We start from the raw sequence: 14,447 nt of genomic DNA, 5'->3' as shown, positions 1-14,447 counted from the left end.
ACATGCCTGAACACGTGTAATTAAGAGGGTACCATGAGTACAACGGCTCAAAGAATGAAAAAAACCGTCAGTGTCACTATCGCGCCTGAACTTTATGAGCAAGCAAGGCAAGCCAAACTCAACTTATCTGCAATACTCGCTTGTGCCTTACAAGCTGAATTAAAACGTCTCGAAGCGCAAAAATGGAAAAATGAAAATATTGACGGGTTTAATGAGTTAAATAGGATCAATGAAGAATATGGATTACTCTCAGATAAATACAAGGATTTTTAATGCAATATTGCCTCTATCAAAATCGAGAAGATACGGTCAAATACCCATATTTACTGGATATTCAAAGTAATATTATTGATATATTGAATACTCGCTTAGTCATCCCGTTATTCGATAGCAGGCTTGTTAAAAAAACATTACCTGTACGCTTAAATCCACAATTATCAATCAACGGGCAGTTTTTCATTTTAATGACTCATCAAATGGCTTGCGTCCCTCATTCATTATTAGGGAAAGAAATCGGTGACTTAAGTTGCCAACGAGACACCATTAAACACGCAATCGACTTACTTATTAATGACTTTTAACAATAAAGGGTTATTATGGATATTTGCCACCTTGTTGCCCCAGATATTTCCTTAGAGGATGCCCCCAAACATGCCCAGCGCATGCTTGACTGGCTAAAAGAACAAAGCATCATTGACCCACATTTCCAAGGCGTTGAATATGGTGAAGTCATTTATCGCCCTACACCCGCTCACAAAGAACCCATTTTATACGTCATTAATGATGAAATCGTCCCGACCCAACTCCCGGAAGATATGCTAAAAAATTACCTGTCTATCGTAACTGAACATACGGTTTTTCACGCAGGTGGCAATGGCCTCGGTATTTACTGCCCACAATGTGCCAGTGAACAAAGCGAACAGAGTCATGCATGGAGCGATACGGTATCCGATTGGTATGAGGGAAAACCAGAAAACCTCGCTTGTTTTTGTTGCGATTTTCATGGTCCACTTAATGCGTGGCAATTTGATCCGCAATGGGCATTCGGTAATTTAGGTTTTAGTTTTCATAATTGGGATGTCCGCGATGATTTTATTGAGCTATTTGCACAAATACTTGGCAGTAAGATCATCACAGTCTATCAACATGATTAGCGATTAAATGCTCACCTGAATATGTATAGGTTTACCTATACACTATATAATTCAAGGTTTAGAAGGTAAATCCAAAGTAAGGCGCAAGCCAACTGCTTCTGCATATTTTAATAATGTGCCTAATTTCGGGTCGAATTGCGCTTTTTCCAAACGCGACACGTTTTGCTTTTGAGTTTGCATTTTTTCTGCAATTTGTATTTGGGTTAAGTTATTGGCTAAACGCGCTTTTTTAAGTTGGTTGATTAACGCCTGCCTCATTTGTAATTCTGAAGAGCACTCATCAACATCCCCGTTATTTTCTTGAACGATGTCAGCTTGTTCTTTTTGTTCTTTAATCACGAAAGTAGAAATTAAATCGTTATTTATCATTGCAATCCCTTCCTTGTAACGCAAGTACAATAAAACTACCCTAACCCTATATAATTAGAGTAGTTTCATTAAAAAATTTGTCGGTAATTAGAAACCTAGCTCATCAAGTAAATCATCAACTTGAGACTGTGATGCCATTACATTAACGCCTTCTTTATTAATTTGCGGGCCATTGAGCAAACTTTCGTTTTGCGTTTTCGCACGCATTTCAGGTGGCGTATTTTCCATTAATAATGCGAGCAGTTGTTTTTCAGCTTCTTCAACCACTTCCATCATTTTTTTGATGACTTGTCCTGTTAAATCTTGGAAATCTTGCGCCATCATAATTTCCAACAACTCTGCTTTAGTCGTTTCGCTGTCTTGGATCACTTGCCCTAAAAAGGCTTCTGTTGACTCACGCAATTGTGCAGGAACCGTATCTCCAGCGGTTTCTTGCCACTGCTGTTGCAGCACCTGCGCATTTTTATTCATTTCCACTTGCAGTGGTTTGATGACATCAATGCCATTTAAGGTTTTTTCTGCCGCTTGCGCCGTCATTTGTGCGATATAACGCAGTCTGTCTTTTCCGTCTGGAATACTCGCCACGGCTTGTTGAACGCTTTTTTCTAAGCCCAATTCGCGCATACTTTCACGCAGGGTTCTCATTAGCGTACCAATGCGTGTAATGACTTGTTTTAAATCATCATTACCGTTGCGAATACCTTCCATACCCACTTGTTCAGTCATGAAAATCTCCTTTGGCACGCACTGTTATTGCAGACCCATTTTTTCAAAAACTTTATTCAGTTTTTCTTCCAAGATAGCCGCTGTAAATGGCTTAACGACATAACCACTCGCGCCAGCTTGCGCCGCTGCGATGATATTTTCTTTTTTCGCTTCTGCTGTCACCATGAGTACTGGGATATGTTTCAATGCATCATCACCACGAATGGTTTTAAGCAACTCAAGGCCATCCATGTTTGGCATATTCCAGTCAGCAACGACAAAGTCGATGCTGCCGGTACGAATTTTTTCTAATGCATCAACACCATCTTCCGCTTCTTCTATTTTGTTAAATCCGAGCTCTTTTAATAAGTTACGGACGATACGTCGCATTGTAGAAAAATCATCAACAACCAAAAAACTGAGATCTTTAGCGGCCATAACCACTCCTTCAAAATACAATTGTGAATTCCTGCCTCGGTTTAAACCGTGACAGAAGAAAGTCTTGCTAAAACACTTGGGGCAATCTTGAGAATATCTTGCACTTCATCCGCCGCCCCCATTTCAATAGCAGCACGCGGCATACCAAATACCACACAACTACTTTCGTTTTGTGCGTAAGTGATTGCCCCCTGCTTACGTAAATTTAATAGTCCTTTCGCTCCATCCATCCCCATTCCCGTCAATAAAATACCAATGCATTTTCGCCCAACACATTGAGCTACTGAATCGAACAACACATCGACAGAAGGACGGTGCCGGTTAACAGGTTCGCTTTGCTGTAAAATAACTTGAAATCCCTTGCCTTTATCGGCAATCAACATATGCGAATCGCCTGGTGCAATATATGCATGGCCTTTTTGTAATAACTCGTTGTGTTCAGCTTCTTTTACGGTCAATACACAGAGCTTATTTAAGCGATCAGCAAAAGAACGTGTAAAACCCGCAGGCATATGCTGAGTAATCACGACGGGTGGGCATTCATGAGGCAACATTTCCAGAAATTGACGTATCGCCTCTGTTCCTCCTGTCGATGCACCAACCGCAATCACACGGCTATTACAAACGTAGGGAGAAAGCGCTTTGGCTTGAGAAACTGGTTCACTGACCTTTTTGTCCGGACGAGCAAAACGGCTGCGCTGAGTGATTTTAGACATCGCAGCGGCACGTATTTTCTCACCAATAATATCGCGATAACTCATCATGGTTTCACGAATACCAATCTGTGGTTTGGTGACAAAATCAACAGCCCCAAGTTCCAGTGCTTTTAGCGTTACTTCAGAGCCTTTCGAGGTTAAAGTGGAAACCATAACCACTGGCATTGGGTGTAATCGCATTAATTTCTCTAAAAAATCAATGCCATCCATTCGTGGCATTTCCACATCTAAAGTGATTACATCAGGCTCATATTGCTTAATTAAATCACGAGCAACATAAGGGTCTGGTGCGGTATCAACCACGACCATATCATCATGACTATTAATAATTTCGCGCATTAATTGGCGCATCAGTGCTGAGTCATCCACACATAGCACTTTAATTTTTTTCATTACCCCCTCCTCGCAGCCTGTAAGCTGTAGACGGTTTGCCCTTTAATAACGAAACTTTGCGATAACTGCGATAAATTTTCAGAATGCCCAATAAATAACAAGCCATCTGGCTTAAGCAATGGAGCAAAACGCTCTAGCATTTTTATCTGCATCTCTTTATCAAAATAAATCATGACATTACGACAAAAAATCGCATCAAACCGATGTTGCATTTGCCAATCATGATCACTCAAATTTAAATAACGAAATTCAATCATTTGGCGTAATGCTGGCTTGACTCGAGCATAGCCATCAAACTCGCCAACGCCTTTCATAAAATAGCGTTGTCTCTGTAATGCCGTTAAAGACTTCAGCTCTTCTATGCGATACACGCCTTGTTTCGCTTTTTCGAGCACTTCCGTGTCAATATCACTGGCAATGACTTTGGCATTAATTGCGTTTGGCCCAAGCACATCACTCAATGTCATGGCTATCGAATACGGCTCTTCTCCTGTTGAAGATGCAGCGCACCAAATATTAATCGTGCTATTTTTACGTGTGCGAACAAAGTCCGCTAGCGTCACAAAGTGGTGCGGTTCACGAAAAAACGCGGTTAAATTTGTCGTCAGAGCATTCACGAAAGCTTGCCATTCTGCATGGTGAGGCTCACGTTCTAACATCCGTAAATAATCGGAAAAATTGTCGATATTACAATCACGTAACCGCTTTAACAGCCGGTTATAGACCATATTTTTTTTATTCATGGTGAGGACAATGCCTGATTTTTTATGAATAAATCGACAAACCCGACCAAACTCATCATCAGTCAGTGGTTCTACCTGTGGTACAAAAAGCATCGTACTTGTCGTCCTATTCAATAAAAACCCAGAGGCAGCCAGTTATTTGGCTGCCTTTTAGGATGGATAACCTAAGAAAAAATAACCAATTACGATTATCCACCGAAAACTCAAAAACGAGTTTTCACAACACTTAACGCCGATTACGATTTAATTGGCTTTCAGGTAATTCAAAGAATGCAACCGTATCGACTAAGTTATTCGCTTGATCTTCTAGTGCTGCCGTCGCACTAGTAGATTGTTCAACTAACGCCGCATTTTGTTGTGTGACTAAATCCATTTGGCTTACTGCTGTTGCGACTTGCTCAATACCACGGCTTTGCTCATTGGAGGCAGAGGCAATATTACCCATTAATTCAGTAACTTGGTTAACTGCTGCGACAAGTTCACTCATGGTTGCACCTGCTTCATTAACCAGTTGAGAGCCTTGGCTAACTCTACCTACAGATTCATCAATCAAGGTTTTAATTTCTTTTGCCGCTTCCGCACTACGCTGAGCTAACGCTCGAACCTCACCAGCAACCACAGAGAAACCACGCCCCTGTTCACCCGCTCGAGCGGCTTCAACAGCAGCATTCAATGCTAAAATATTGGTTTGGAAAGCGATGCCATCAATCACACTAATAATGGCGCTAATTTTTTGTGAGCTATTGGAAATGGAGGTCATGGTGTCAATCACGTCTTCGGTGATCTCTCCACCTTTCGTTGCCGTTTTCGATGCGCTAACTGCAAGTTCACTGGCTTGGCGTGCGTTATCCGCATTCTGCTTAACGGTGGCTGTTAATTCTTCCATACTGGCCGCAGTTTCTTCAAGTGATGCCGCTTGCTGTTCAGTACGTGAAGATAAGTTATTATTTCCTAATGCGATTTCACGGATACCCGTGTACATTTGGTCCGTATTTGAACGCAGCGCTGTTACTGAAGTCGCTAAAGACTCCTGCATGTCTTTTAGCTTACCAAACACTTCACCAATTTCATCACGAGTAGTAACTTCAATTTTCTGATTGAGTTTGCCATCAGCCACTAATGCAAAGTGCTCCCCCATACTTTTCAGTGGGTTAATCACTTTACGTTTCATCCAGTAGTGGACAAAAGCAATAACGGCAAGAATAATGACAATCACTGAAGCGAATGAACTCCACGCAAACGTGTTATACATTCTTGCTGCAGCAAGAGATTCATCGTTTTCAGCATTCAGTAATTCAAGGTATTCCTCAACAACTTGCTCCAACTGATCCTGGTTTTCTTGGGCAGGAAGTTCAATATAGGCCGCAATATCTTTATTATCTAAATGTGTTTTTAATGCTTTGAGTGTCAATACAAAGGCTTGATACCGAGCCTCAAGAGCGGCGAGATTTTCTTTCTCACTCAAAAGAGGCTGGTTTTTAAACGTGGTGTAATCCTTCTCAGCTTCTTCGAGTAATTTATCAAAAGTTACTCTCGTTTCTTCAATCAACGGTTCGTTACCACCCACTTTATGCAGCAAAGCAATTTGCGTTAGGCTGTTGCGTGCTTGCATTAGGTGTTTACTGGTTTCCTCAAGCATCGCTCGCTTATCAGACCCCAAATCAATACGCTCTAAAGATTTTAATTCACTTACAACAATCCCAACAGAAACCCCGCTAGACACAATCTGCATCCCACAAAATAGAATGAGAAGTAGATACAAACTCACCGAAATCCGGATATTTTTACCAAACATAGAAATCCCCACTTGTGCCAGCTAAGAGAACTGAACCTCTGAAACATTGCCTTGTTTTCTAATGCACAGAAACGCTGCAAAACCAAAGCCTTGCAGCGAAAAACTGAGCTTAACCCTTAGAAAGTTTCCCAATTGTCATCATCTTTATGTTCTTTCGATGACAGTTTTGTCAGATCCGGCGTTTTAACGATATTTGAAACCGTTCTTGCTGCCGGCTGAATATTGCGTATTTCACTTTGTTTTAATGGTGGTAAACGGAAGATTGAAATCAATTGTGACAGTTTTGCCACTTGTTCTTCCAATACATTGGCTGCAACCGCAGATTGCTCAACCAGCGACGCATTTTGCTGTGTAACCTTATCCATTTCTGCAACAGCGATGCTGACCTGTGCAATTCCTTTACTTTGCTCATCTGATGCGGTTGCAATGTGCGTCATAATGTCAGTGACACGTGTGACAGACTCAACAATTTTCGTCATTGTTTCGCCCGCATCTTCTGCTTGGCGAGCACCTGTCCCAGTTCTTGACACTGAATCTTCAATTAACGTTTTAATCTCTTTAGCCGCATCAGCACTGCGTTGTGCCAAATTACGCACTTCATCAGCCACCACAGCAAAACCACGACCATGCTCGCCTGCTCGCGCAGCTTCAACCGCTGCGTTCAGCGCTAAGATGTTAGTTTGGAAAGCAATACTATCGATAACTGCAGTAATATCAGAGATTTTCTGTGAGCTATCGGCAATGTTCAGCATGGTACTGACCACATTCGATACCACTTTGCCACCCTCTTTTGCTATCACTGAAGCTTGGTTTGCAAATTCACTCGCTTGGTGGGCGTATTCGGTATTTTGTTTTACGGTTGCAGTTAGTTCACTCATACTGGCTGAGGTTTCTTCTAAGCAAGCGACTTGCTGCTCAGTTCGTGCAGATAAGTCATTGTTACCTGCTGCAATTTCGGTTGTACCTTGGTAAATAGTTTCGCTACCATCTAGTACACCACGAACGGTATTAATCAATTCCTGCTGCATATGTTGAACACCATTGGCCAACTCACCAATTTCATTCTTGGCAATTGTTGTCACATTCGGTGTTAAATCCCCTGAAGCAAAGACTTTGATACGCTCGATTAACACGCCGAGTGGCTCAATAATGCCTTTACGAACATAGCGATAGCTAAAGAACCCAATCAACGCGAGTACAATCGATAACGTCACCAACATGTATAATGATTGGCGATAGTTATTATCGGCATTGACGACCTCAGATTGGAAATCCGATGAGATATCCGCAAAATAAGCATTAAATTGTTCTTCAAATTTTATTTGGTGCCCTGAGGTTCTGTGTGCATAAAAACCTTCAAGGTCACCTTTTTCAGCAAATTCGCCTAGCTTGATTAACGCATCGCGATAGGTTTCATAGGTGCTAAATAGTTTTTCAAATTTGGCCTTATCATAATCCGAACTTTGCATTAGCGTGTTATAACGCGCATAGGCATCATCCGCTGATTTAAAGTTACGTTTAGCGGCTTTAATCAAATCTTCTGTCGTTGCATCGTCTTGAATTTTACGGCCTTCAAGTAAATAGGCATTGATAGAGCGGTTTAAGTTAGCTCGAGCTTGTAACAAATTGACCCAGCTTTCCGTTAAGACTTGTCTTTGGCGTTGTAATGAATTCAAATAACTGATGCTGTCGCTGTTATCGCCCAGTTTGGTAAACATCAACCCACTGGATACCAGTTGCAGCAAAATAAAGATAAAAATGACGGACAAAAGTCCCGATACGATTTTAATTCGACTGTACATGACGTTTTACTAACATAATTTTGTTGTATTTTGGATATCGGTCATCCAACCAAAAACTTTAGTTAATGACTTATTATTATTTGAACAATTATTGGGGCTGAGAATTACTCAGCCATGCTGTCAATCAGCGCCATTTCATCGCTTGTTAATAATTTTTCGATATCGACTAAAATCAACATACGGTCGTTTAATGTTCCGAGCCCTGTCAGATATTGAGTTGATAATGTAACGGCAAAATCAGGTGGTGGTGCAATTTGTTCTTCATTCAAGACCAGCACATCCGAAACGCCATCGACGACAATACCGACGACGCGATCTTTTAAATTCACGACAATAACGACCGTGTTATCGTTATACACCACGTTTTCATGGGAAAATTTCACCCGTAAATCAATAATCGGAATGATGACCCCACGTAAGTTAGTCACTCCTTTGATAAAATCAGGGGTATTCGCGATACGAGTCACTTGTTCGTAACCACGAATTTCCTGCACTTTTAAGATCTCAATGCCATACTCTTCTTCACCCAAGGTAAAAATGAGGTAGCCTTCGCCGTTTTTTTCTTCTTCGTGTTTATTTAAATCATCATCTAACATAGACATGGTGTATGGCCTCTATTTAGTGCACGACAGGTTGAGAAACCTGCTGTTTCTTTTTAATCAAAATGCTGTTATTCATTTTTTGTAGTTCAGCCACATCTAAAATCAATGCAACAGAACCATCACCCATAATCGTTGCTGCGGAAATGCCGGGGATCTTGCGATAATTACTTTCAATGTTTTTCACCACCACTTGCTGTTGCCCGACTAATTTGTCGACCAACAAAGCAAAACGATGACCTGCATTCTGAATAATCAACACAATGCTGTTATCTAAATTTCGTTCGGCTTCTTCGATGGAAAATACGTGGTGTAATTCAACAAGCGGTAGATATTCACCTCGCACAAGCAGCATTTTTTCCTCTCCAGCCAAGCGATAAATATCTTCTTGCCGAGGCTGCAAAGTGCTAATAATTGCACTCAATGGCACGATGAAGACATCTTCCGCTACTTTCACAGACATACCATCCAAAATGGCTAAAGTGAGCGGTAATAAGATGCGGATAATGGTGCCTTTGCCTTCGGTAAAACCAATTTGAATACGGCCGCCCATGTCTTGGATATTTCGTTTCACTACATCCATTCCAACACCGCGTCCCGAAACGTCTGTCACTACCTCTGCGGTTGAAAATCCTGGAGCCATAATCAGCATCGCAACTTCATCATTGCTCATACCATCATGCACGTTCATCCCTTGTGACTTCGCTTTTGCCAAAATACGTTCACGATTTAGCCCTGCGCCGTCATCACGAACTTCAATACAAATATTGCCGCTTTGATGTGCTGCCGCTAAGGTCAATGTGCCAGCTTCTGGCTTACCATTTGCCACGCGAACTTCTGGCTTTTCAATTCCATGGTCGAGGCTATTACGAACAAGATGATTCAGGGGATCGACGATGCGCTCAATCAAGCTTTTATCGAGTTCAGTTGAACTTCCTTCCACTTTCAGCTCGATTTTTTTACCTAATTTCGATGCAATATCGCGTACCATCCGTGGGAAACGACTGAATACGTAATCCATTGGCATCATGCGAATTGACATAACGGATTCTTGCAAGGCGCGAGAATTACGCTCCAATTGTACGATTGAGCTTAATAAATCACTGTATTCATTTTGATCGACATGCTGACTATGCTGAGTCAACATTGATTGAATAATGACCAACTCCCCAACTAAGTTGATCAACTGGTCAACTTTCTCTACAGCCACACGGATACTGCTCGAATCCCCTTTCGGTTTAGCGATTGCAGGTTTTTTCGATGTATTTGCAGGCGCAGCTACCGCTGGTGAAACAGCTACAGGTTTTGCTTCTTTCTCCGACTCAGGAGCCTCAATTTCGATTGGATCTTCGGAGTCATCTGTGATGACTTTTTCAGGAGATAAAGCGAGGCAATCCGCAAATGATATGACTTGATGAGCAATCTGTGATTCATCCACCACAAAACATAATACGCCACTAATATCATCAATATCGGTGTTTGTACCAAGCCATGCTTGCAAACTATTTGCTGTTTTTTCAGTATGATACAAGTGCCCAAATAAACTGAGCTCATCTGCCAGTAAATCAACTTCATTTTCTTTGAGCTGATTTAACGAGATCATAAAGTAGTGTGAATATTCACCTTGCTCCGCGAGCGCTTCTTCAAAAACCGCAACTTCAACTTTAGTCTCGGGTAACGCAACAGTTTTCTCAGTGATCTCTTCTGCTCTATTTTCAACCCGGCTAAGCACCTCACAAATGCGCTTAAAGGTCTCTTCATCCGGCAAAGAATCATTTTTATAGGCATCTAACTGTGATGCCATGACATCCTTAGCATCAAGAAAAATATCAATAATGTCAGGTGTGAGTGTTAACTCATCATGACGCGCCTTATCTAAAAGGTTTTCCAATGTATGAGTCGTATTCTGCAACTGAGTGAAACCAAAGGTTGCAGCCCCTCCTTTTATTGAATGGGCACTGCGGAAGATGGCATTTAGCTGCTCGCTATCCGGGTCAAAAGGATCAAGCTCAAGTAAATGTTGTTCCATATCCCTGAGCAACTCATCAGCTTCATCGAAAAATGTTTGATAAAACTCGGTAATATCCATGGTTTTTATCCAATTTCGCTTAAGTTTCACTTAACGCTGACTGCCGGACACTCCGGCAGACAACTAAACATGTTATGTAATAAATTCAAATAACAGCAATTCATCACGGTATTTTCACCGCAGCGACAACACCCACGGCCGTTTCTGGTGTGGGTTTTTGCGGTTTATTCAGCACATCATTGATCGGCTTCGCGCCATCATATTCGCGGAGGATCTGCTTTGTTTCTTCATCATTTAATACAATGATACTTATCCGGCGGTTGATCGGAGCAAAGCCATCATCTTTGTCTAAGTGAATAGCTGATGCCATTCCAACCACACGTAAGACTTTGTTTTCATCCATTCCACCGCGAATCAATTCACGGCGTGAAGCATTCGCGCGATCAGATGAAAGCTCCCAGTTGCTGTAATTGGCTCCGTTGGCATAAGCAAGATCATCAGTATGACCGGAGATACTAATTCGATTGGGAACATCATTAAGAAGTGGTGCTATTGCTCGCAAAATATCACGCATATACGGTTCAACCATTGCCGAACCAACTTTAAACATTGGGCGATTTTCACTGTCTACAATTTGAATTCGCAGCCCATCGTTGATCATATCAATCAGTAAATGTGGTTTTAATTCATTCAAACGTGGGTCTTTTAAAATGGCCTGCTCAAGTGACTCTTTTAATTTTTCAAAACGATAGTTTGCATTTCCATCAATAATATTATTAGGTTCTGGCATCACATCCCCATCACGGAAAATAGGGTCTTTACCACCACCTGGAATAGGGTTTGTGGCATCTCCACTTTTACTTCCTGGATTGATAGCTGTACTTAAGGGAGTACGAAAATATTCAGCAATTTGTGTTAATTCTTGAGGACTTGAAATTGAGATTAGCCACATCACTAAAAAAAATGCCATCATCGCCGTCATAAAATCGGCATAAGCAATTTTCCATGAACCGCCATGCCCGTTTTGCTGATGCGAACTGCGTTTTTTAACCCGAATAACATGCGGTGTATTGGCTGCCATCGGATAGTTACTCCTCAGTTGTTTCTTGTGAGCGAGCACCAACTTTCACTTCTCGAACTTTATCTTCAAGTTCAACAAATGAAGGCCTATCAGCACTGAATAACACCTTGCGGCCAAATTCAACCGCAATTTGAGGGGCATAGCCTTGCAATGCTGAAAGGAAAGTGACTTTAATACATTCCATCATTTTCAATTGCTCACTACTGCGTAGTCTTATTAGTGCAGCCAAAGGTAAAATGAAGCCATAAGCCACTAAAATACCTAGAAATGTTCCCACCATGGCATGAGCAATTAAAGCACCCAGTTCACCAGCAGGACGGTCAGCTGAACCCAAGGCATTTACGACCCCAAGAACGGCCGCAACGATCCCAAAAGCAGGCATAGAGTCACCGACCATATTTAATCCCGAAGCTGGGACTTCATTTTCTTGACGAAAAGTTTCTAACTCCTCGTCCATTAATGCTTCAATTTCATGGCTTTGTAAGTTACTACTTACCATTAAACGTAAGTAGTCCACGATGAACATCATGGTGGATTCGTCTTTTAAAATACGGGGATATTGGGAAAAAATTTCACTTTCACTTGGGTTATCAATATCTTTTTCAAGTGCAAGTAACCCTTGCTGGCGTGATTTATTAAGTAATTGAAATAACAACGCCATTAAGTCCATTGACATTGTTTTATTGTAAGAGGAACGACGGAAGAGTTTTGGTAATACTTTACACAAGGCGACGATGGATTTGCCACTGTTACCAACAACAAAGGCACCTAAACCTGCACCTAAAATAATGACAAATTCAGCAGGCTGATAAAGCGCACCTAAATGGCCACCGACCATTAAGTATCCGCCTATAACCGCAACTGTAACAATGATATACCCGATGAGTATTAACACAATATTCCCTTTCACTCCGTTGGTTAACAGATGGCAGTCAAAGGGAATATTAGGAGTGACAGGCAAACACCTTTGCCTGTTAACCAAATCAATCCAATTACATTACCGCTTTAGTAATGCCATCCTGTCGATATACCGTAATATCGGCTAGATGCTCGGAAAGTTTACGTTTTTTTATTGCACGTGATGGCGGTTGGCATAAACTGCAAGTGAAGCTATTTTCAGGAATATGTGCGTAAGTAATAAAAGAACCATGGCAACAGCTACATTGTGAACTTTGCAACATGCCACTTTCCACAAAGCGGACTAATGTCCAAGCACGTGTTAAAGCTAACAAAGGCTCCTCACCAGGTTCAGGAATACACTGTTCAAGGTATAACCTGTAGGCTTTTAATATGGCATCCACACCACGACATTGACCACTTTTAAGTAAAAATTGATAAGCATTATAGAACATGGATGAATGAATATTCTGTTCCCACGTCATAAACCAATCTGTAGAAAAAGGTAGCATGCCTTTTGGTGGTGGGCAGCCTCTTAGCTCTTTATATAAACGAACTAAACGGCCGCGACTGATTTGAGTTTCACTTTCTAACATTTGAAGGCGAGCGCCTAAAGAGATTAATTCCATGGCTAATCGAATATCATTCGCTTCTTGGACTATACTTTTTTCAGCTGCGGTACTCATCTTTTTCTCGCTATTTCTGTGTCGCCCTCATTATGCGTTTGCAATAATCGGGTCGAAAGTAAGATACCTGTATGAATTTGTTGCAATTCATCAACTCTTGAATCACGGGTTAGCTTTTCAATTGTGTCACTATTATCAAATCTAAACTGGCAGATTAGCTGGTTTGTTTCTGCTAATTTGACTAATTGAGGGAGTGTGAGGTCTGCTAAAGTAGTTGCCATTGCATCAGAGATGCCTAAACGAAACATCGCAGAGGCTTTCTCTTGGGAGATGAGTTTTTGGGCTAATAGCAAATATGAGAGGTTAATATCGTATATATGCTTCAGAAAATCTGTCGTCGAGCTCATTTTTTTTCCTTTCCGAAAATTATCAACATCTGTGCGATCTGTGTGCAAAAAGAACAAATATAAATTTGAAAGTATTGTGTAATCAAATTATTAAATTTAAAAAGTAATTAAATTGGGTAAATACAATTCCATTAATTTTCCCATGTCATCCATTCAAAAGTACCCAATTTGGAGTATAAACACACAAATTTCCAAACTTAAATTAAAGATATTTCCTGAATACCTACAACAATAAAGAATGACTAAAAAATTAGCGATTTCCATAAAAATCAGAAATAGCTGATGTCATTATTAGTCGCCAATTATTATGCACCACTAAATTAACTATTCAAGGTACTTATGTTTCTTTTTATACCAATGGGATGATTACCCCTTAATTCATTAAATAATCTTCATTATCTCTTTATCTTCTATTACTTTATCCTAAATATCCATAACATTTTGAGTCACCTTAAGCAAAATGGCAGGATTTTAATCAAAGCATTCACTCTTTAAATGTGATTACTAAGCAAAAAAAACCAAGCACAACATCAAAAACAATATATTGATCCAAATCAATTTGTAGTATTAAGAAACTGAGTTACATATGTCTGTAATAAAGCTTTATCGGCACTATTGGAATAAAACTTAATCATTAATTTTCAATAAGTTTAATCCACATTCCAATCATCATTCAAAATTATTCAATCGTGG

At 40.7% G+C, this 14,447-nt stretch carries 16 protein-coding genes; 3 read left to right on the top strand and 13 right to left on the bottom strand.

The annotated features are described in order from the left end of the window. The first annotated feature begins 33 nt into the window (after nt 1–33). From PSF28_RS02155 to PSF28_RS02145, 3 genes are read left to right on the top strand one after another with little or no spacing between them, the layout of a single operon-like run. On the top strand, nt 34–273 hold the full coding sequence (locus PSF28_RS02155) for a type II toxin-antitoxin system CcdA family antitoxin (protein WP_198641275.1): 240 nt from the start codon (nt 34–36) through the stop codon (nt 271–273). Then, nucleotides 273–581 (top strand): CcdB family protein, encoded by a 309-nt coding sequence (locus PSF28_RS02150; protein ID WP_210837437.1) that lies wholly within the window; start codon nt 273–275, stop codon nt 579–581. Before PSF28_RS02155 ends, PSF28_RS02150 begins: the two co-directional genes overlap by 1 nt. A 15-nt stretch (nt 582–596) precedes the next feature. Then, nucleotides 597–1,154, top strand: a complete 558-nt coding sequence (locus PSF28_RS02145) for a hypothetical protein (protein WP_210837439.1) — start codon at nt 597–599, stop codon at nt 1,152–1,154. A gap of 51 nt (nt 1,155–1,205) precedes the next feature. Here the strand turns inward: PSF28_RS02145 and PSF28_RS02140 are convergent, their stop codons facing one another. The 13 genes from PSF28_RS02140 to flhD form a co-directional block, all read right to left on the bottom strand. Further along, nucleotides 1,206–1,523, bottom strand: coding sequence for a helix-turn-helix transcriptional regulator (locus PSF28_RS02140; protein ID WP_247605343.1), 318 nt, complete (start codon nt 1,521–1,523; stop codon nt 1,206–1,208). A gap of 87 nt (nt 1,524–1,610) precedes the next feature. Next, nucleotides 1,611–2,249 carry a protein phosphatase CheZ gene (locus PSF28_RS02135; protein WP_210837441.1) on the bottom strand — a complete coding sequence of 213 codons (639 nt, stop codon included), beginning with the start codon at nt 2,247–2,249 and terminating at the stop codon, nt 1,611–1,613. Between the two features lie 24 nt (nt 2,250–2,273). Next, on the bottom strand, nt 2,274–2,666 hold the full coding sequence (gene cheY / locus PSF28_RS02130) for a chemotaxis response regulator CheY (protein ID WP_004255705.1): 393 nt from the start codon (nt 2,664–2,666) through the stop codon (nt 2,274–2,276). Between the two features lie 41 nt (nt 2,667–2,707). Further along, the gene (locus PSF28_RS02125; protein WP_210837443.1) at nt 2,708–3,775 is read right to left on the bottom strand and encodes a protein-glutamate methylesterase/protein-glutamine glutaminase; all 1,068 of its coding nucleotides are present in this window, start codon (nt 3,773–3,775) and stop codon (nt 2,708–2,710) included. Continuing rightward, on the bottom strand, nt 3,775–4,611 hold the full coding sequence (locus PSF28_RS02120) for a CheR family methyltransferase (protein WP_210837457.1): 837 nt from the start codon (nt 4,609–4,611) through the stop codon (nt 3,775–3,777). The genes PSF28_RS02125 and PSF28_RS02120 overlap by 1 nt, the downstream gene beginning before the upstream one ends. Nucleotides 4,612–4,744: 133 nt before the next feature. Next, the gene (locus PSF28_RS02115; protein ID WP_210837445.1) at nt 4,745–6,313 is read right to left on the bottom strand and encodes a methyl-accepting chemotaxis protein; all 1,569 of its coding nucleotides are present in this window, start codon (nt 6,311–6,313) and stop codon (nt 4,745–4,747) included. A 116-nt stretch (nt 6,314–6,429) separates the two neighbouring features. Further along, nucleotides 6,430–8,115, bottom strand: a complete 1,686-nt coding sequence (locus PSF28_RS02110) for a methyl-accepting chemotaxis protein (RefSeq protein WP_272684556.1) — start codon at nt 8,113–8,115, stop codon at nt 6,430–6,432. Nucleotides 8,116–8,219: 104 nt separating this feature from the next. Further along, nucleotides 8,220–8,717, bottom strand: coding sequence for a chemotaxis protein CheW (cheW, locus tag PSF28_RS02105; RefSeq protein ID WP_004909833.1), 498 nt, complete (start codon nt 8,715–8,717; stop codon nt 8,220–8,222). Nucleotides 8,718–8,733: 16 nt separating this feature from the next. Continuing rightward, nucleotides 8,734–10,803, bottom strand: coding sequence for a chemotaxis protein CheA (cheA, locus tag PSF28_RS02100; RefSeq protein WP_210837449.1), 2,070 nt, complete (start codon nt 10,801–10,803; stop codon nt 8,734–8,736). A gap of 103 nt (nt 10,804–10,906) precedes the next feature. Then, complete coding sequence (gene motB, locus PSF28_RS02095; protein ID WP_210837451.1) at nt 10,907–11,824, bottom strand: flagellar motor protein MotB; 918 nt, start codon at nt 11,822–11,824, stop codon at nt 10,907–10,909. Between the two features lie 7 nt (nt 11,825–11,831). Further along, nucleotides 11,832–12,719, bottom strand: coding sequence for a flagellar motor stator protein MotA (gene motA / locus PSF28_RS02090; protein WP_004909829.1), 888 nt, complete (start codon nt 12,717–12,719; stop codon nt 11,832–11,834). Between the two features lie 97 nt (nt 12,720–12,816). Beyond that, nucleotides 12,817–13,407, bottom strand: a complete 591-nt coding sequence (gene flhC / locus PSF28_RS02085; RefSeq protein WP_004909826.1) for a flagellar transcriptional regulator FlhC — start codon at nt 13,405–13,407, stop codon at nt 12,817–12,819. Beyond that, nucleotides 13,404–13,754: a flagellar transcriptional regulator FlhD gene (flhD, locus tag PSF28_RS02080; protein WP_004909823.1), complete on the bottom strand. Its 351-nt coding sequence runs from the start codon at nt 13,752–13,754 to the stop codon at nt 13,404–13,406. The genes flhC and flhD overlap by 4 nt, the downstream gene beginning before the upstream one ends. Nucleotides 13,755–14,447 lie beyond the last annotated feature (693 nt).

Source organism: Providencia sp. PROV130 (genome assembly GCF_028482225.1).
In the GTDB taxonomy this organism is placed as follows: domain Bacteria; phylum Pseudomonadota; class Gammaproteobacteria; order Enterobacterales; family Enterobacteriaceae; genus Providencia; species Providencia rettgeri.
Note: the sequence above shows the minus strand (reverse complement) of the source record. Positions and strands in the feature narration are given on the sequence as shown.